The organism is Pseudomonas sp. LBUM1646 (assembly GCF_059716165.1).
In genome coordinates, this window is the sequence record NZ_CP166810.1 from 860001 (window position 1) to 878976 (window position 18976).

Sequence of the window (18976 nt, forward strand, 5' to 3'; positions counted from 1 at the left end):
AGCAGTGGGAGCCCACTTTGTTGGGTGACTGCGTACCTTTTGTATAATGGGTCAGCGACTTATTTTCAGTGGCGAGCTTAACCGAATAGGGGAGGCGTAGCGAAAGCGAGTCTTAATAGGGCGTCTAGTCGCTGGGAATAGACCCGAAACCGGGCGATCTATCCATGGGCAGGTTGAAGGTTGGGTAACACTAACTGGAGGACCGAACCGACTACCGTTGAAAAGTTAGCGGATGACCTGTGGATCGGAGTGAAAGGCTAATCAAGCTCGGAGATAGCTGGTTCTCCTCGAAAGCTATTTAGGTAGCGCCTCATGTATCACTGTAGGGGGTAGAGCACTGTTTCGGCTAGGGGGTCATCCCGACTTACCAAACCGATGCAAACTCCGAATACCTACAAGTGCCGAGCATGGGAGACACACGGCGGGTGCTAACGTCCGTCGTGAAAAGGGAAACAACCCAGACCGTCAGCTAAGGTCCCAAAGTTATGGTTAAGTGGGAAACGATGTGGGAAGGCTTAGACAGCTAGGAGGTTGGCTTAGAAGCAGCCACCCTTTAAAGAAAGCGTAATAGCTCACTAGTCGAGTCGGCCTGCGCGGAAGATGTAACGGGGCTCAAACCATACACCGAAGCTACGGGTATCACTTAGGTGATGCGGTAGAGGAGCGTTCTGTAAGCCTGTGAAGGTGAGTTGAGAAGCTTGCTGGAGGTATCAGAAGTGCGAATGCTGACATGAGTAACGACAATGGGTGTGAAAAACACCCACGCCGAAAGACCAAGGTTTCCTGCGCAACGTTAATCGACGCAGGGTTAGTCGGTCCCTAAGGCGAGGCTGAAAAGCGTAGTCGATGGAAAACAGGTTAATATTCCTGTACTTCTGGTTATTGCGATGGAGGGACGGAGAAGGCTAGGCCAGCTTGGCGTTGGTTGTCCAAGTTTAAGGTGGTAGGCTGGAATCTTAGGTAAATCCGGGATTCTAAGGCCGAGAGCTGATGACGAGTGTTCTTTTAGAACACGAAGTGGTTGATGCCATGCTTCCAAGAAAAGCTTCTAAGCTTCAGGTAACCAGGAACCGTACCCCAAACCGACACAGGTGGTTGGGTAGAGAATACCAAGGCGCTTGAGAGAACTCGGGTGAAGGAACTAGGCAAAATGGCACCGTAACTTCGGGAGAAGGTGCGCCGGTGAGGGTGAAGCATTTACTGCGTAAGCCCATGCCGGTCGAAGATACCAGGCCGCTGCGACTGTTTATTAAAAACACAGCACTCTGCAAACACGAAAGTGGACGTATAGGGTGTGACGCCTGCCCGGTGCCGGAAGGTTAATTGATGGGGTTAGCTAACGCGAAGCTCTTGATCGAAGCCCCGGTAAACGGCGGCCGTAACTATAACGGTCCTAAGGTAGCGAAATTCCTTGTCGGGTAAGTTCCGACCTGCACGAATGGCGTAACGATGGCGGCGCTGTCTCCACCCGAGACTCAGTGAAATTGAAATCGCTGTGAAGATGCAGTGTATCCGCGGCTAGACGGAAAGACCCCGTGAACCTTTACTATAGCTTTGCACTGGACTTTGAATTTGCTTGTGTAGGATAGGTGGGAGGCTTTGAAGCGTGGACGCCAGTTCGCGTGGAGCCAACCTTGAAATACCACCCTGGCAACTTTGAGGTTCTAACTCAGGTCCGTTATCCGGATCGAGGACAGTGTATGGTGGGTAGTTTGACTGGGGCGGTCTCCTCCTAAAGAGTAACGGAGGAGTACGAAGGTGCGCTCAGACCGGTCGGAAATCGGTCGTAGAGTATAAAGGCAAAAGCGCGCTTGACTGCGAGACAGACACGTCGAGCAGGTACGAAAGTAGGTCTTAGTGATCCGGTGGTTCTGTATGGAAGGGCCATCGCTCAACGGATAAAAGGTACTCCGGGGATAACAGGCTGATACCGCCCAAGAGTTCATATCGACGGCGGTGTTTGGCACCTCGATGTCGGCTCATCACATCCTGGGGCTGAAGCCGGTCCCAAGGGTATGGCTGTTCGCCATTTAAAGTGGTACGCGAGCTGGGTTTAGAACGTCGTGAGACAGTTCGGTCCCTATCTGCCGTGGACGTTTGAGATTTGAGAGGGGCTGCTCCTAGTACGAGAGGACCGGAGTGGACGAACCTCTGGTGTTCCGGTTGTCACGCCAGTGGCATTGCCGGGTAGCTATGTTCGGAATAGATAACCGCTGAAAGCATCTAAGCGGGAAACTAGCCTCAAGATGAGATCTCACTGGGACCTTGAGTCCCCTGAAGGGCCGTCGAAGACTACGACGTTGATAGGTTGGGTGTGTAAGCGCTGTGAGGCGTTGAGCTAACCAATACTAATTGCCCGTGAGGCTTGACCATATAACACCCAAGCAATTTGACTACTCGAGAGAGCATCAGATTGCGGTGTGTGAAGACGCAATGAACCGAAAGTTCGCAGCAAAAAAACACACAAATCTGTCACATACCCATTCGCTGGAGCGTGAACCGAAAGGTGAACGACCTGGCTACCGAATTTCTTGACGACCATAGAGCATTGGAACCACCTGATCCCATCCCGAACTCAGCAGTGAAACGATGCATCGCCGATGGTAGTGTGGGGTTTCCCCATGTGAGAGTAGGTCATCGTCAAGATTAAATTCCGAAACCCCTATCTGCGTATGCAGGTAGGGGTTTTGTTTTGCCCGCAGGAAAGTTCGTACAGCATTCTCGGACGGCTCCCGGCTGTCACAGTCTCTCGACAGTGCTAAGGTTCGGCCCTAGCTTTTGTATTTTCCCAAGGAAGCCTTTATGCCGGACGCTGCGTCCCTCAATGCTGGTTTTATGGTGGTTCAAAGCAACAGTTTGGATGAACTGCGTAGCTTGGTGATCAGCGTAATGCGGCACTACCCATTGGCTCCCTTGGAAAATGAAATAGCCTTGGTGCAGAGCAACGGCATTGCACAATGGCTGAAGCTCGCACTGGCCGAAGACCCTGAAGACGACGATATGGGTGGTTGTGGCATCGCGGCTGCAATCGATGTTCAGCTGCCGGGTAGCTTCATGTGGCAGCTCTACCGGATGGTCCTGGGCCGTGATGAAATTCCGGTCAAATCCCTGCTCGATAAAGCACCGTTGACCTGGCGTCTGATGCGCCTGCTGCCGCAGTTAATCGACCAACCACATTTCGAACCCTTGCAACGTTTCCTTACCCACGATACCGACTTACGCAAACGCTATCAGTTGTCTGAACGTCTGGCGGATTTGTTCGACCAATACCAGGTGTACCGTGCCGACTGGCTTGAGGATTGGGCTGAAGGCCGGCACCAACTACGAAATGGTCGAGGCGAAGCCAATGCCCTGGCCCTGGCCAATTGCTGGCAGGCAGAGCTGTGGCGTGCGCTGCTACTGGATGTTGGGGAACAAGGCATGGCGCAAAGCCGCGCCGGTGTCCACCAGCGGTTTATCGAACGCATCAACAGTCTTGACGTGGCGCCTAGTGGGTTACCGTCCCGAGTGATCGTTTTCGGGATTTCTTCACTGCCTGCCCAAGCACTGGAAGCGCTCGCCGGCCTGGCTCGATTCAGCCAGGTGCTGCTTTGTGTTCACAACCCATGTCGTCACCATTGGGCAGACATCGTCGCCGATAAAGATCTTTTGCGGCATCAATACAAACGCCAGGCCCGCAAAAGCGGCATGCCGGTTGTCCTCGACCCGCAAACGCTTCACCAGCATGCACATCCCCTATTGGCCGCATGGGGCAAGCAGGGGCGGGACTACATCAGTCTGCTCGACAGCTACGACGATCCCAGCAGCTATCGCTCGGCATTTCGTGACGGTCGCATCGACCTGTTCAGCGACAGCCAGCCGCAAAATATGCTCAATCAGTTGCAGGACGACATTCTGGAGTTGCGTCCTTTAAACGAGACCCGTGAGCATTGGCCTGCCATCGACCTGCAGAGCGATAAATCGATCCGTTTTCACATTGCCCATAGCGCCCAGCGGGAAGTGGAAATCCTTCACGATCAACTGCTCGAACGCTTCAGTGCTGATCCAGACTTAAGACCCCGCGACGTGATCGTGATGGTCCCGGATATCGACAGTTACGCTCCGCATATTCGTGCGGTATTTGGCCAGCTGGAGCGCAATGACCCGCGCTTTATTCCCTTCACCCTGGCGGATCAGGGCCAGCGCGGCCGTGACCCGCTGCTGATCGCTGTCGAACACCTGCTCAAGCTGCCGGACAGTCGCTTCCCGGTCAGCGAGATCCTTGATCTGCTGGATGTACCCGCACTCCGTGCTCGGTTCGGCGTGGAAGAGCCCGACCTGCCAACCCTGCACCGCTGGATCGAAGGCGCCGGCATCCGTTGGGGAATGAATGCCGAACAACGAGCAGCCCTTGGTCTGCCGCAAGAACTGGAGCAAAACAGTTGGCGTTTCGGCCTGCGCCGGATGCTGCTCGGTTATGCGGTCGGCAGCGCCAGTGCCTGCGAAGGTATCGAGCCCTATGACGAGATCGGCGGGTTGGATGCCGCGCTCATTGGTCCTTTGGTTGCACTGTTGGACGCGCTGGAGATCGCGCACCAAGAGCTCACGCAACCGGCTCCGCCAAAACAGTGGGGAGTACGGTTGCAAGGGCTGGTCCAGCTGTTTTTCAAGGCCAGCAACGAGCACGACGACTATTTGCTGGCTCAACTCGAAGAGCTGCGCGAAACCTGGCTCGATACCTGCGAATCAGTGGGGCTGCAGGATGACTTGCCGCTGACTGTCGTGCGCGAGGCGTGGCTGGCAGGGCTTGATCAGGGCCGCCTGTCCCAGCGTTTTCTGGCCGGCGCAGTCAACTTCTGTACCTTGATGCCGATGCGAGCGATCCCGTTCAAATTGGTTTGCCTGCTGGGGATGAATGACGGGGATTATCCTCGCGCACAACCGCCACTGGACTTCGACTTGATGGGCAGTGACTACCGCCCCGGTGATCGTTCCCGGCGTGAAGATGACCGTTATCTACTGCTGGAAGCGCTCCTGTCCGCCCGCAATCAACTCTATATCAGCTGGGTTGGCCGCAGCATTCGAGATAACAGCGAACGCCCGGCTTCGGTACTGATTGGCCAGTTACGCGATCACCTCGCGAGCGGTTGGCGGCTGCATGATGACGCCGATGAGCTGCTTGAAGCGATGACCCAGGAGCACCCCCTGCAACCGTTCAGTGCCCGCTATTTCCACGAAGGCGATGCGTTGTTCAGCTACGCCAGCGAATGGCAGGTGCTTCATCAAGCTAACGAACAAACCACTGATATCGAGGTTCTCGAACCCTACATTCAGGACGAACCACTGGGTCTGGGACAATTGCAGGACTTCCTGCGAAATCCCGTACGACATTTCTTCAGTCAGCGACTCAAGGTGTTCTTTGAAGCGGCCGAGGTCCCTCTGGCCGATGAAGAACCCTTTGTCCTCGACGCGCTGCAACGTTACAGCCTCAGCGACAGTTTGCTTGAGGCGGCACTGAGTCAACTGGATCACTCCGACCAGGCGCTGGAGGCTCAGGCCATCCGCCTGCAAAATAGCGGCCTGCTGCCCATGGCCGGTTTCGGTGAATGCCTTCAACGCGAGTTGATCGAGCCGCTACCGGATCTGCTGCTACGTTATCAACAGCTCCTGGCGCTGTGGCCGACGCCCCTGACCAGTGCTTTGCCGGTGAATCTGGAGTTGCATGACTTGCGCCTCGAAGGCTGGCTCAGTGGCCTGCATCAACGCGCAGATGGAGGCATGCTGTCGGTCACGACGATTCCCAACAGCATCGGCTCGATCAGGACACGCAAGTGGCATCGCCTGACGCGACCGTGGGTCAATCACCTGGTCGCCTGCGCCAGCGGCCTGGCGATGACCACAGCGCTGGTAGCCAGTGATGACACTCTACTGCTGGAACCGCTGGAGAAGCCGGCTGCGTTGCAGATCCTCGGTAATTTGCTGTTGGCCTGGCAAACGGGCATGCGCCAACCGCTGCCGATTGCGGTGAAAACCGCCTTCGCCTGGCTTGGCCAAACTGACCCTGTCAAAGCTGAAGCCGTAGCGCGCAAAGCCTACGAAGGCGATGGCCAGACCACCGATGGCGAGCGACGCGAAAGCCCGGCACTCGCCCGGCAATTCGCCGACTACGACGACCTGATTGTCGACGAGACCTTCCCCGATTGGTGCGACGCTTTGTACAGGCCACTGCTTGAAGCCCCTTGGCGTTCACTGACCAGCGAGGGCGCGCGCTCATGACCACCAAGACGCCGTTGGCCCTGGCTTTCCCCCTGCGTGGCAGTCAGTTGATCGAAGCCAGTGCGGGGACCGGCAAGACCTTCACCATCTCTGCACTTTATTTGCGTCTGGTGCTGGGTCATGGCGGCGAGTCGACTGGTTTTGGACGCGAACTGTTGCCGCCGCAAATCCTCGTTGTAACCTTCACCGATGCCGCCACCAAAGAGCTGCGCGAACGAATTCGTACACGCCTGGCTGAAGCTGCACGGTTTTTTCGCGATGAGATCCCTGCACCCGATGGCCTGATTGCAGAGTTGCGAGACCAATTCCTTCCGCCGCAATGGTCCGGTTGCGCAAACCGCCTGGACATCGCCGCTCAATGGATGGACGAAGCGGCCGTCTCGACCATCCACAGTTGGTGTCAGCGCATGCTGCGAGAGCATGCTTTCGACAGTGGCAGTCTGTTTACCCAGACCCTGGAAACCGATCACAGCGACCTGCTGGGCGAAGTGCTGCGCGACTACTGGCGGCTGTTCTGCTACCCGATGCAAGGCGATGCGCTGAATTGGGTTCGTGGCAATTGGGGCGGTCCTGCGGCTTTGTTGCCGCGAGTGCGAGGGTTATTCGCCAGCGAGCGCGATAGTGTTGAGGGCAAAGAGCCTGCCGAGCTCATTGCCGAGTGCCTGCTCGAACGACGCACAGCATTGCTCGAACTCAAGATGCCCTGGCGCCAATGGGCAGACGAATTGCTAGCGATCTGTCACCAGGGCGTGGCGAGCAAAACCGTCGACGGGCGAAAGATGCAGGCGCGCTACTTCGAACCGTGGTTCGAGAAGATCAAGGCCTGGGCTGAAGATGAGGCCCTCGAACAACTGGACATAGGCACCGGCTTCACTCGCCTGACCCCCGATGGTATGGCTGAAGCCTGGAAGGGTGAAGCACCCCGTCATCCCGGTTTGGAGGCGATGCCTGGCCTCAAGACCCGTCTCGATGGTTTGCCGACACCTGATGCTGCCGTTCTGCAACACGCGGCTCAATGGGTCGGCGCACGGTTCGAAGAGGAAAAACGTCGCCGCGCGGAAATGGGTTTCGACGACATGTTGCTGCGCCTCGACGCAGCCTTGCAGTCCGATGGCGGCGAGCGCCTGGCGACCCTGATTCGCGAACAGTTCCCGGTGGCGTTGATCGACGAATTCCAAGACACCGACCCGGTGCAGTACCGCATCTTCGAAAGCATTTATCGCATCGAAGACAACAACCCCGAGTGCGGTCTGTTCCTGATCGGTGACCCGAAGCAGGCGATCTACGCCTTCCGCGGCGCCGATATCTACACCTACCTGCGCGCCCGTCAGGCCACTACCGGCCGCTTGCATACGCTGGGCACCAACTTCCGTTCCAGCCATGGCATGGTCAATGCGGTGAACCATGTCTTTGAGCGTGCCGAGTCTCGTGAAACCGGGCGTGGTGCATTCCTTTTTCGCGAAAAAAACGGCGATAACCCGGTACCGTTCCTACCCGTCGAATCCCAGGGGCGCAAAGAGGTCCTGAGCGTTGATGGTCAAAGTGTTCCGGCCCTGAACATCTGGCATCTGTCCGCCGATCAGCCACTGTCCGGCGTGGTGTACCGACAACAACTGGCCGCTGCCTGCGCCAGTGAAATCACCGCGTTGCTCAATGGCGGGCAACAAGGCCGGGCCGGGTTCACACAGGACGACAAGGACTTCAGAGGCCTGCTGCCAGCGGATATCGCAATTCTGGTGCGTGACGGCAAAGAGGCCCAGGCCGTGCGTGGCGAACTCTCCGCTCGCGGTGTACGCAGCGTTTATCTCTCGGACAAGGATTCGGTGTTTGCCGCCCAGGAAGCGCATGACCTGCTGACCTGGCTCAAGGCCTGCGCCGAACCGGATGTCGAGCGTCCGCTGCGTGCCGCACTGGCCTGCATCACGCTGAACCTCTCGCTGGCTGAACTCGAGCAACTGAATCAGGACGAATTGGCCTGGGAAGCTAGGGTCATGCAGTTCCGCAAGTACCGCGAGATCTGGCGCAAACACGGCGTGCTGCCGATGCTCCGGCGATTGCTGCATGACTTCCAATTGCCGCAGGCATTGATCACCCGCAGTGATGGCGAGCGTGTATTGACCAACCTGCTGCACCTGTCCGAGTTGCTGCAACAGGCGGCCGCCGAACTCGACGGCGAGCAAGCCCTGATCCGGCATTTGTCCGAGCACCTGGCATTGTCCGGGCAGGCCGGCGAAGAACAAATCCTGCGTCTGGAAAGCGACGAACAACTGGTCAAGGTCGTGACCATTCACAAGTCCAAAGGGCTTGAGTACCCGTTGGTATTTCTGCCATTCATTTGTTCGGCGAAACCGGTGGATGGCAGTCGTTTACCGCTTCATTACCACGACGCTTCGGGCAAGGCCCAAGTGACCTTGAGGCCGACGCCCGAGTTGATCGCCCAAGCCGACGATGAGCGGCTAGCCGAGGATTTGCGCTTGCTCTACGTGGCGCTGACCCGCGCGCAACATGCCTGCTGGCTCGGTGTCACGGACCTTAAACGCGGCAATAACAACAGCTCGGTGCTGCACTTGTCGGCATTGGGTTATCTGTTGGGCGGCGGTGCGATGTTGGCCGAGTCCGCCGGACTGAAACGTTGGCTTGAAGATCTGCAACAGGATTGTCCGGCGCTGAGCTACGCAGAGATGCCTGAAGCAACCACCGAGCATTACCATCCACCGCGCAACGAAGCGACCTTGCTCGCACCGTTGGTGCCCAAGCGCAAGGCCAGTGAAAACTGGTGGATTGCCTCCTACAGCGCCTTGCGCATCGGCGACAGCATGAGCGTGGGCACAGACGAGGCGCCGGAAAGCCCGCAAGCGCAAAAGCTCTTCGACGATGAACGTCTCGACCCTGAAGCACCACGGGAAGTGGTCACCGGCGGCGCGGATATCCACCGGTTTCCCCGCGGCCCGAACCCAGGCACCTTTCTCCATGGTTTGCTGGAATGGGCCGGTGACGAAGGCTTCAGCGCAACGCCGAAAGCGCTGGAAGACGCCGTCGCCCGTCGCTGCAATCGACGCGGCTGGGAAGGCTGGATTATCACGTTGAGCGACTGGCTGCAGCACCTGCTCAAATCACCGTTGCACATCGGCGGCGGTCAGCCACCGGTGGTCTTCGAGCAACTGACCCAATACCGGGTCGAAATGGAGTTCTGGTTCGCCAGCCATAAGGTCGATGTGCTCAAACTCGATGAACTGGTGCGCCAATACACCCACAACGGCGTGGCCCGAGTGGCCGCCGAACCGGTGATGCTCAATGGTATGTTCAAGGGCTTCATCGACTTGACCTTCGAGCACGACGGCCGCTATTACGTCGCTGACTACAAATCCAACTGGCTCGGGGTCGATGACTTGGCCTACACCGAGCAGGCGATGGAGCAGTCGATCCTCGATAACCGCTACGACCTGCAATACGTGTTGTATCTGTTGGCATTGCATCGCCAGCTCAAGGCGCGATTGCCTGACTACGATTACGACCGGCATGTCGGTGGCGCCCTGTACCTGTTCCTGCGCGGCACGCGAGCGGCTAGCCAAGGCGTGTACTTCGCCCGTCCGCCACGGGAGTTGATCGAGCGCCTGGATCGTCTATTCCAGGGCAAGCCGGAACCCAAGGCCGAGCCCGCCTGGGAACAGGGAGTACTGCTATGAGCCGCACCTTCGCCGATTTGCTGCCCACGCCTCTGGCGGCTGAAAGCCTGACGGACCTGGCGCCGCTGACTCGCGCTGATGATCTTTTGCTGCTGCTCACCCGTTGGGTAGAGCGTGGCTGGCTGCGTGCGCTGGACAAGGCATTCGTCGCCTTTCTTCACGAACTCGCCCCCGATGATGATCCGTTGGTGTTGCTGGCGGCGGCGTTGACCAGTCACCAGCTCGGTCACGGTCATGTGTGCCTGGATCTGTTCGAGACGCTCAAGGCACCGGACTTCGCTTTGTCACTGCCACCAGAAGGTGATGTGCAAAGTGGCGCGATGCTGCTGCCATCGCAGTTACTTGAAGCGCTGGACGGCGCTCACTGGTGCAAAGTGCTGGCCTCCAGCAGTCTGGTAGCGCTGGCGGTCGATGGTCGTGAGGCCGCGCGGCATCGGCCTCTGGTGTTGTCCGGAAAGCGCCTGTACCTGCGCCGCTATTGGGCTTACGAGCGACGCATAGATAATGCTTTGCGCCAACGCCTGTCGGAGCACGAGGTAACACCTGCTGATTTGCTCCAACGCCTGACCGGTTTGTTCGGCCCCGCCAAACCTGACGAAGTGATCGACTGGCAAAAACTTGCCTGCGCCCTGGCCACCCGCAGTGCGTTCAGCATCGTTACCGGCGGCCCGGGTACGGGCAAGACCACCACGGTAGTGCGGTTGTTGGCGCTGCTCCAGGCCCCGGCCGTGGAGGCCGGCAAACCACTGCGTATTCGCCTGGCCGCGCCCACCGGCAAGGCCGCCGCAAGGCTGACAGAGTCCATCAGCCAGCAAGTACAAACCCTGACTGTTGCCGAAGCGGTGCGGGCAAAGATTCCGTCCGACGTCACCACCGTGCACCGTCTGCTGGGCAGCCGCCCCGGCACCCGACATTTTCGCCACCACGCCGGTAACCGTTTGCCTCTGGATGTGTTGGTGGTCGACGAAGCATCGATGATCGACCTGGAAATGATGGCCAATCTGCTCGACGCGTTGCCGGCCCACGCACGTCTAGTGCTACTCGGTGACAAGGATCAGTTGGCCTCCGTGGAAGCGGGCGCCGTGCTCGGTGATCTATGCCGCGACGCCGAGGCCGGTTGGTACAGTCCGCAGACCCGTCAGTGGCTGGAGGCTGTCAGCGGTGAAAGCCTTCAGGCCAGCGGTTTGCACGAGGATACTGAGGGTACTCATCCATTGGCCCAGCAAGTGGTGATGCTGCGTCACTCACGTCGATTCGGCGAGGGCAGCGGTATTGGCCAATTGGCCCGTTGGGTTAATCAACAACACTCCGAAGAAGCTCGCGAGTTGTTGACCGAGCGTAGTTATAAAGACGTGTTTTCCCTGCCCCTCAAAGGTGAGCAGGACAAAGCGCTGGAACGTTTACTGCTCGACGGTCACAACGGCGGCCCACAAGGTTATCGGCATTATCTGAGTCTGCTGCGTAACCAGCGGCCGCCCCTCGATAGTGCCCTCGATGATCCTCGCTGGACCGAGTGGGCGCGACAGGTGCTGAATGCTTTCGACACCTTCCAGTTGTTGTGCGCCGTACGCAAAGGGCCGTGGGGCGTGGAGGGCTTGAATCAGCGAGTAACCGACGCCTTGCTCAAGGCCCGGCTGATAGACAGCGATCAGCTGTGGTACGAAGGCCGGCCGGTGTTGATGACCCGCAACGACTACGGCCTGGGTTTGATGAACGGCGACATCGGTATTGCGCTCAGGCTCCCGGAACGCGATGGCCCCGAGGCCGGCAAGCACGTGTTGCGTGTCGCCTTCCCGCGCAACGACGGTCAGGGCGGCGTGCGTTTTGTTCTGCCGAGCCGGCTCAACGATGTCGAGACGGTCTACGCGATGACCGTGCATAAATCCCAGGGCTCGGAATTTGCCCACACGGCGCTGATCCTGCCGGACGCCCTGAACCCGGTTTTAACCAAGGAATTGATCTACACCGGAATCACCCGGGCCAAGGACTGGTTCACCCTGATCGAGCCCCGTGCCGGCGTGTTCGAAGAGGCGGTGCAACGCAAAGTGAAGCGCTTGAGCGGGTTGATGCTGGAGCTGGAGGAGGGTGTTGAGTTTAGCCCTTAAAATGCCAATCGGTTGACGACGTAAATCTGTCCGAAGTGCCCTGTTCCGCGGCCTCGCTGGGGGTTCGGCGCTGTGCTATCGTTGCGGCATCATTCCGTTAAGATCGAAGAGAATCCCTGCATGAAGTTGGCTGTCCGGGCGACAGAGAGCGTTACTGGCTGCAAGCGAATATTGCTTGTCGGCCTGCTCTGTTTGCTGACCGGCATCGCGTTCGCTCAACCTGAAACCGCCGTTGGCATGGCCGATCAACGGGCCAAAGCGGTTACCCAGGTGGTGCTCGGGATCCTCAGTTATGCCCGCTGGCCAGTGGAGCCTGCGCAGTTGCGCCTGTGTGTGGTCGGACCGACTGAATACACCGACGATTTGGTCAAGGGTTCTACCCAGGCCACCGGCCGTCCTGTCACCGTACGGAGACTGCTGGCTGACAACCCGACGATTGCCGGTGAGTGCGATGCGGTCTACATCGGCAAGTTGACCGCCGATGAGCGCGGCCGCTTGTTTGCCTCGTTGATCGGCCAACCCGTATTGAGCATCAGCGAAGGCAGCGATCAGTGCACCGTTGGCAGCCTTTTCTGCCTGCGGGTCAGCGACGATCAAGTGTCGTTCGAGGTCAATCTCGACTCCGTCGCCCGCAGTGGCGTGCGCATTCACCCCAGCGTGCTGCAACTGTCGCGCCGCAAGCCGGCGGCACCATGAGTCTATTCAAATCGAGTAATCGCCCCACATTGCATTCGGTTATCGGTCGCGGTCATTTGATCGTCGCACTGGTGGGCGTGGCCATGGCCAGCGTGTCGCTGACCTTGCTCGGGGTTCTCGCGTTGCGGGTGTATGCCGACCACAACCTGCACCTGATCGCGCGCTCGATCAACTACACCGTGGAAGCCGCGGTGGTGTTCAACGACAAGGCTGCCGCCACCGAAGCGTTGGCCTTGATCGCATCCACCGAAGAAGTCGCCGATGCCCAGGTCCTCGACGAGCAGGGGGTATTGCTCGCCCGTTGGCAGCGACCGGAAACCGGGTTGTTCTCCGAGCTCGAAATGCAGATCGCCAAGGCCTTCTTGGAAAAACCCATCAGCATGCCAATTCTCCATCAGGGCCAGGAGATCGGCAGCATCCAGCTCACCGGTCATGGTGGCAGCCTGATGCGCTTCCTGCTCAGCGGTCTGATGGGGATCGTGGTGTGTGTGGCCGTCAGTGCTTGGGTCGCGCTCTATTTGGCGCGCCGGCAGCTTCGTGGAATCACCGGTCCATTGCAAAGTCTGGCGTTCGTGGCTCACGCCGCCCGCAGCGAGCGATCCTTCGACCAGCGCGTGCCACCCGCTGATATCGCCGAACTGGACAACCTGGGCAACGACTTCAATGCCTTGCTCGATGAACTCGAATCCTGGCAAACCCACCTGCAAAGCGAGAACGAAACCCTGGCCCACCAGGCGAGCCATGACAGCCTTACCGGGTTGCCGAATCGGGCGTTTTTCGAAGGTCGACTGATTCGCGCGCTGCGCAATGCCCACAAGCTCAACGAGCGAGTGGCGGTGTTGTTTCTCGACAGCGACCGGTTCAAGGAAATCAACGACAACTTCGGTCATGCCGCAGGCGATGCGGTGCTGGTGGCGGTGGCGACACGGGTTCGTGCGCAGTTGCGCGAAGAGGATCTGGTGGCGCGCCTGGGCGGCGATGAGTTTGCTGTCCTGCTGACGCCGCTGCACAAGACCGAAGACGCCGAGCGGATTGCCGACAAAATCATTGCCAGCATGGAAGTGCCGATCACATTGCCGGGCAACACGACGGTATTGACATCACTCAGTATCGGCATCGCCGTCTATCCCGATCATGGCGCCACTCCCGGCGCACTGCTCAACGCCGCCGACGCGGCGATGTACCAAGCCAAGCGCCTGTCCCGAGGCGCACAGCACACGGCCGGGTCGGAGCACCCGGTCGCCCACATTCAAACCAGGAGCTAATTTCTGTGTTCTCAATCCCCCAACGTTCCCTGCGATTTTTCACCGTTACCCTGTTCATGGCTTTATTGGCATTGACCGGGTGCCAGACCGTGCCGCAAAAAGGTCTGACCCCGGCGCAGATCACCGTGCTCAAGCAACAAGGTTTCGAGTTGACCGACGAGGGCTGGGCCTTTGGTTTGTCCGGGAAAGTGTTGTTTGGCAGCGATGTCGAAAGCCTGAATGCGCAAAGCACCGAGATCGTCCAGCGCATCGGCAAGGCCTTGACGGGTGTCGGGATCGAGCGGGTGCGAGTTGATGGTCACACCGATGGTTCGGGTAAGGAGTCCTACAACCAACAACTGTCCCTGCGTCGGGCGAAAAGCGTTGGCAAGGTACTGACCGCGGTCGGGATGAAAGAGGAAAACATAAAGCTTCAGGGCCTCGGCAGCAGCGAGCCGGTGGCTTCCAACGACACACCGGCCGGGCGCACCGAGAATCGCCGGGTGTCGATTGTGGTGATCGCCGACTAATCGGCGAACAACATCTCCCGACTTTCCCCCATCAACAGGCTCTGATTCTGCTCGGTCACTTCGCGGATGTAATCCCACAACAGGGTAATCCGCTTGAGCTTGCGCAGATCCTCCCGGCAGTACATCCAGAACTGCCGGGTGATGTTTATCTCGGCCGGCAACACAGGCAACAAACGCGGATCCTGCGCTGCCAGGAAGCACGGCAGGATCGCCAGCGACCGCCCCTGCTGCGCCGCGACGAACTGCGCGATCACGCTGGTACTGCGCAAATTGGCGCTGGCACCGGGCAATACGTTCGCCAGGTACAGCAGCTCCGAGCTGAACGCCAGGTCATCGACATAACTAATGAATGAATGTTTAGCCAAGTCTGCCGGGCGGCGGATCGGTGGGTGCTTGTCCAGATAGTCCTGGGTCGCGTACAGCTGCAGTTTGTAGTCGCAGAGTTTGCAGCAGACGTACGGCCCGTGTTCCGGGCGTTCCAGGGCGATGACGATATCCGCCTCGCGCTTGGACAGGCTGATGAAGTGCGGCAGCGGCAGGATGTCTACCGAGATTGCCGGGTAGGCATCAACGAAGTGGCTCAGCTGCGGGGTGATGAAAAAACTGCCGAAGCCTTCGGTGCAGCCCATGCGCACATGCCCGGACAGCGCCACGCCGGAGCCGGAAACCTGCTCGCAGGCCATGTGCAGCGTGCTTTCAATCGACTCCGCGTAACCGAGCAAACGCTGGCCTTCGGCGGTCAAGACGAAACCGCTGGTCCGGGATTTCTCGAACAGCAACGTGCCCAATGCCGCTTCCAGCGAACTGATGCGCCGCGACACGGTGGTGTAGTCCACCGCCAGGCGCTTGGCCGCGGTGCTGGCCTTGCGGGTGCGGGCGACTTCGAGGAAAAACTTGAGGTCGTCCCAGTTCAGCGAACCTAAAGACGTGATGTTTTTTTGCATGTTGGACCGGCTTTTATGTGCGTTCTTATTAGAAGTTTGCACATCTATACTCCAAAAACAGTCCGACAACCAATTCGCGACACACGCCTCATCTCAAGGCGACTTATCCGCCTTGGCTCCCTGCATAACAATAAGTACTGGAGACCAGCATGAACGCATCGCTCACGCCCAACGAAACCACCGTCCAGACCGTCAAGCTGTTGATCAACGGCGAGTGGGTCGAGTCCCAGACCACCGAATGGCACGACATCGTCAACCCGGCGACCCAGCAAGTGCTGGCCAAGGTTCCCTTTGCGACCGCGCAAGAAGTCGACGCCGCCATCAGTGCCGCCCATCGCGCCTTCCAGACCTGGAAGCTGACGCCGATCGGCGCGCGGATGCGCATCATGCTCAAGCTCCAGGCGCTGATTCGCGAACACTCTAAACGCATCGCCGTGGTCCTGAGCGCCGAGCAAGGCAAAACCATTGCCGACGCTGAAGGCGATATTTTCCGTGGCCTGGAAGTGGTCGAGCACGCTTGCTCCATCGGCACGCTGCAGATGGGTGAGTTCGCCGAGAACGTCGCTGGCGGTGTGGACACTTACACGCTGCGTCAGCCGATCGGTGTCTGCGCCGGCATCACCCCGTTCAACTTCCCGGCGATGATTCCGCTGTGGATGTTCCCGATGGCCATCGCCTGCGGCAACACCTTCGTGCTCAAGCCGTCCGAACAGGATCCGCTGTCGACCATGCTGCTGGTGGAACTGGCGATTGAGGCCGGCGTTCCGGCGGGCGTGCTTAACGTGGTTCACGGCGGCAAGGACGTGGTTGATGCACTGTGCACGCACAAAGACATCAAGGCAGTTTCCTTCGTCGGTTCGACCGCCGTCGGCACTCACGTCTACGACCTGGCAGGCAAACACGGCAAACGCGTCCAATCGATGATGGGCGCCAAGAACCACGCCGTGGTGCTGCCGGATGCCAATCGTGAGCAAACCCTCAACGCCTTGGTCGGCGCCGGTTTCGGTGCGGCCGGTCAGCGTTGCATGGCGACGTCGGTGGTGGTGTTGGTGGGTGCGTCCAAGCAATGGCTGCCGGACCTCAAGGCCCTGGCGCAGAAACTCAAAGTGAACGCCGGCAGCGAGGCGGGCACTGACGTTGGTCCGGTAATTTCCAAAAAGGCCAAGGCGCGGATTCTCGATCTGATCGAAAGCGGCATCAAGGAAGGCGCCAAGCTGGAACTCGATGGTCGCGAGATCAGCGTTCCGGGTTTCGAGAAGGGCAACTTTGTCGGCCCGACCCTGTTCTCCGGTGTGACCACCGAGATGCAGATCTACACCCAGGAAATCTTCGGCCCGGTGCTGGTGGTGCTGGAAGTCGACACCCTCGATCAGGCGATTGCCCTGGTCAACGCCAACCCGTTCGGCAACGGCACGGGCCTGTTCACCCAGAGCGGTGCGGCGGCGCGTAAATTCCAGAATGAAATCGATGTTGGCCAGGTCGGTATCAACATCCCGATTCCGGTGCCGGTCCCGTTCTTCAGCTTCACCGGTTCCCGTGGCTCGAAACTCGGCGACCTCGGCCCGTATGGCAAGCAAGTGGTGCAGTTCTACACTCAGACCAAGACTGTCACCAGTCGCTGGTTCGATGACGACAGCGTCAACGACGGTGTGAACACCACCATCAACTTGCGTTAAGGAGCCAGGCATGAAAATCGCTTTTATCGGTCTCGGCAACATGGGCGCGCCGATGGCGCGCAACCTGATCAAGGCTGGCCATTCGCTGAACCTGGTCGATCTGAACACAACCGTGCTGGCCGAGCTGGAGCAACTGGGCGGCAGCATTTGCGCTTCGGCTCGGGAAGCGGCGCAAGGTGCAGAGCTGGTGATCACCATGCTGCCAGCGGCGGTGCATGTGCGCAGCGTCTGGCTCGGTGAGGACGGCGTGCTCGCCGGTATCGGCAAAGGCGTGCCTGCGGTGGATTGCAGCACCATTGATCCACAGACTGCGCGTGATGTCGCTGCGGCCGCCGCCAAACAAGGCGTGGCCGTGGCTGATGCACCGGTATCCGGCGGTACAGGCGGTGCGACGGCAGGGACGTTGACCTTTATGGTCGGCGCCACGCCAGAGCTGTTTGCTACCCTGCAACCGGTGTTGGCGCAGATGGGTCGCAACATCGTGCATTGCGGCGAAGTCGGCACCGGGCAAATCGCCAAGATCTGCAACAACCTGTTGTTGGCGATTTCGATGGTTGGCGTCAGCGAAGCCATGGCGTTGGGTGATGCGTTGGGGATCGACACGGGCGTGTTGGCCGGGATCATCAACAGCTCGACCGGGCGTTGCTGGAGTTCGGAAATGTACAACCCATGGCCGGGCATCGTCGAAACGGCGCCGGCCTCGCGCGGCTATACCGGCGGTTTCGGCGCCGAGCTGATGCTCAAGGATCTTGGGCTGGCAACGGAAGCGGCTCGTCAGGCGCACCAACCGGTGGTGCTCGGCGCGGTGGCCCAGCAGTTGTATCAGGCGATGAGCCAGCGTGGGGAAGGCGGCAAGGACTTCTCGGCGATCATCAATAGCTATCGCAAACCTCAATAAGAGGTTTTTCCGGGGGCTGCGTCGGGCAGATCCCCGGTTTTTTATTTGCTGAAAAGAAAAGATCGCAGCCTTCGGCAGCTCCTACATGGGAATGTGAACACCCTGTAGGAGCTGCCGAAGGCTGCGATCTTTTGCTTTATCAGGCAAACACAAAATACTTACGCACTGTCTCCACCACTTCCCACGTGCCTTTCATCCCCGGCTCGATGACGAAGATATCCCCGGCGCGCAGGTGGATCGGCTCCTTCCCCTCAGGGGTGATGATGCAGTAGCCCTCGCGGAAATCGCAGTATTCCCACTTCACGTATTCCACATACCACTTGCCCGGCGTGCAGATCCAGGTGCCCATGATCTTGCTGCCGTCATCGCTGGTGTAGGCGTTGAGGTTGACGGTGTGCGGGTCGCCTTCGAGTTTTTCCCATTTGCAGGCGTCGAGGATTGGCAAAGGGTGGGTATCGCGAAGGACGGTGATAGGTGCAGACATGACAGCTCCAGGCGAATGGCAGGTTTGAACAACCACCCTATCGTTCGGCGGCAGCGGCCGGATGTCTGGCGTCGACATCCAGTTACCTGTTAGCGCTGGGTACATTCAATACCGCAGGAACAGCCAGTTGCACCAGTTTTGTGCATATATGACGGAGTTACTACAGCAATGCACCGTAAAAGTTCAATATTTTTTTAGACTCATACGAGATAACCAGTCGGACACCTATTGCAAAACAAAATCGTCTGTACTATAACATTCGTACTAAAGGACATTCCCCTTCAATGGAGTTACATCGCAGTCACGGACCGACTTAATTCAGCAAGCTCTCGTTAATTTCTGACTTGGCCCCTGGTACAAGCGTGGACATTTATCTGTCGTTTATGGAAAGCGATCAGTGAATGGAACAGTCAGTTAATAAAGCGGCGCAGACGCAACGTCATGCGTGCTTAGAGAAG

The 18976-nt window shown here is 58.7% G+C and carries 10 protein-coding genes and 2 rRNA genes (1 of these 12 running past the window's edge); 10 read left to right on the forward strand and 2 right to left on the reverse strand.

Going from position 1 to position 18976, the window contains the following annotated elements; translation table 11 throughout:
- The 8 genes from ACA071_RS03685 to yfiB all read left to right on the forward strand — a co-directional run.
- Positions 1–2373, forward strand: a 23S ribosomal RNA gene (locus tag ACA071_RS03685); it begins 519 nt to the left of the window's first position.
- 157 nt (positions 2374–2530) lie between these two features.
- Positions 2531–2646, forward strand: a 5S ribosomal RNA gene (rrf, locus tag ACA071_RS03690).
- 156 nt (positions 2647–2802) lie between these two features.
- Entirely contained in the window at positions 2803–6255 is a 3453-nt protein-coding gene (recC, locus tag ACA071_RS03695) for an exodeoxyribonuclease V subunit gamma (protein ID WP_497643178.1), read from the forward strand.
- Entirely contained in the window at positions 6252–9941 is a 3690-nt protein-coding gene (gene recB / locus ACA071_RS03700; RefSeq protein ID WP_497643179.1) for an exodeoxyribonuclease V subunit beta, read from the forward strand. Before recC ends, recB begins: the two co-directional genes overlap by 4 nt.
- The gene (recD, locus tag ACA071_RS03705; RefSeq protein WP_497643180.1) at positions 9938–12046 is read left to right on the forward strand and encodes an exodeoxyribonuclease V subunit alpha; all 2109 of its coding nucleotides are present in this window, start codon (positions 9938–9940) and stop codon (positions 12044–12046) included. Before recB ends, recD begins: the two co-directional genes overlap by 4 nt.
- Positions 12047–12166: 120 nt before the next feature.
- Complete coding sequence (yfiR, locus tag ACA071_RS03710) at positions 12167–12742, forward strand: regulatory sequestration protein YfiR (RefSeq protein ID WP_497643181.1); 576 nt, start codon at positions 12167–12169, stop codon at positions 12740–12742.
- Positions 12739–14007 carry a diguanylate cyclase DgcN/YfiN gene (dgcN, locus tag ACA071_RS03715; protein WP_497643182.1) on the forward strand — a complete coding sequence of 423 codons (1269 nt, stop codon included), beginning with the start codon at positions 12739–12741 and terminating at the stop codon, positions 14005–14007. Before yfiR ends, dgcN begins: the two co-directional genes overlap by 4 nt.
- A gap of 5 nt (positions 14008–14012) precedes the next feature.
- Entirely contained in the window at positions 14013–14516 is a 504-nt protein-coding gene (gene yfiB, locus ACA071_RS03720; RefSeq protein ID WP_497643183.1) for an outer membrane lipoprotein YfiB, read from the forward strand.
- Here the strand turns inward: yfiB and ACA071_RS03725 are convergent.
- Positions 14513–15460, reverse strand: a complete 948-nt coding sequence (locus ACA071_RS03725; RefSeq protein WP_497643184.1) for a LysR family transcriptional regulator — start codon at positions 15458–15460, stop codon at positions 14513–14515. The genes yfiB and ACA071_RS03725 overlap by 4 nt on opposite strands.
- Before the next feature lie 149 nt (positions 15461–15609).
- On the opposite strand from ACA071_RS03725, the gene ACA071_RS03730 reads away from it, so the two are divergent.
- Positions 15610–17136: a CoA-acylating methylmalonate-semialdehyde dehydrogenase gene (locus tag ACA071_RS03730; RefSeq protein ID WP_133838423.1), complete on the forward strand. Its 1527-nt coding sequence runs from the start codon at positions 15610–15612 to the stop codon at positions 17134–17136.
- 10 nt (positions 17137–17146) lie between these two features.
- On the forward strand, positions 17147–18034 hold the full coding sequence (gene mmsB / locus ACA071_RS03735; protein WP_497643186.1) for a 3-hydroxyisobutyrate dehydrogenase: 888 nt from the start codon (positions 17147–17149) through the stop codon (positions 18032–18034).
- A gap of 139 nt (positions 18035–18173) precedes the next feature.
- On the opposite strand, the gene ACA071_RS03740 is transcribed toward mmsB, so the two are convergent.
- Positions 18174–18518, reverse strand: coding sequence for a cupin domain-containing protein (locus ACA071_RS03740; protein ID WP_497643187.1), 345 nt, complete (start codon positions 18516–18518; stop codon positions 18174–18176).
- Positions 18519–18976 lie beyond the last annotated feature (458 nt).

Coding starts and splice junctions, on each gene's coding strand:
- ACA071_RS03740 (WP_497643187.1), bottom strand. CDS start 18,518: ATGTCTGCACCTATCACCGTCCTTCGCGATACCCACCCTTTGCCAATC.
- recB (WP_497643179.1), top strand. CDS start 6,252: ATGACCACCAAGACGCCGTTGGCCCTGGCTTTCCCCCTGCGTGGCAGT.
- dgcN (WP_497643182.1), top strand. CDS start 12,739: ATGAGTCTATTCAAATCGAGTAATCGCCCCACATTGCATTCGGTTATC.
- mmsB (WP_497643186.1), top strand. CDS start 17,147: ATGAAAATCGCTTTTATCGGTCTCGGCAACATGGGCGCGCCGATGGCG.
- ACA071_RS03730 (WP_133838423.1), top strand. CDS start 15,610: ATGAACGCATCGCTCACGCCCAACGAAACCACCGTCCAGACCGTCAAG.
- yfiR (WP_497643181.1), top strand. CDS start 12,167: ATGAAGTTGGCTGTCCGGGCGACAGAGAGCGTTACTGGCTGCAAGCGA.
- ACA071_RS03725 (WP_497643184.1), bottom strand. CDS start 15,460: ATGCAAAAAAACATCACGTCTTTAGGTTCGCTGAACTGGGACGACCTC.
- recD (WP_497643180.1), top strand. CDS start 9,938: ATGAGCCGCACCTTCGCCGATTTGCTGCCCACGCCTCTGGCGGCTGAA.
- recC (WP_497643178.1), top strand. CDS start 2,803: ATGCCGGACGCTGCGTCCCTCAATGCTGGTTTTATGGTGGTTCAAAGC.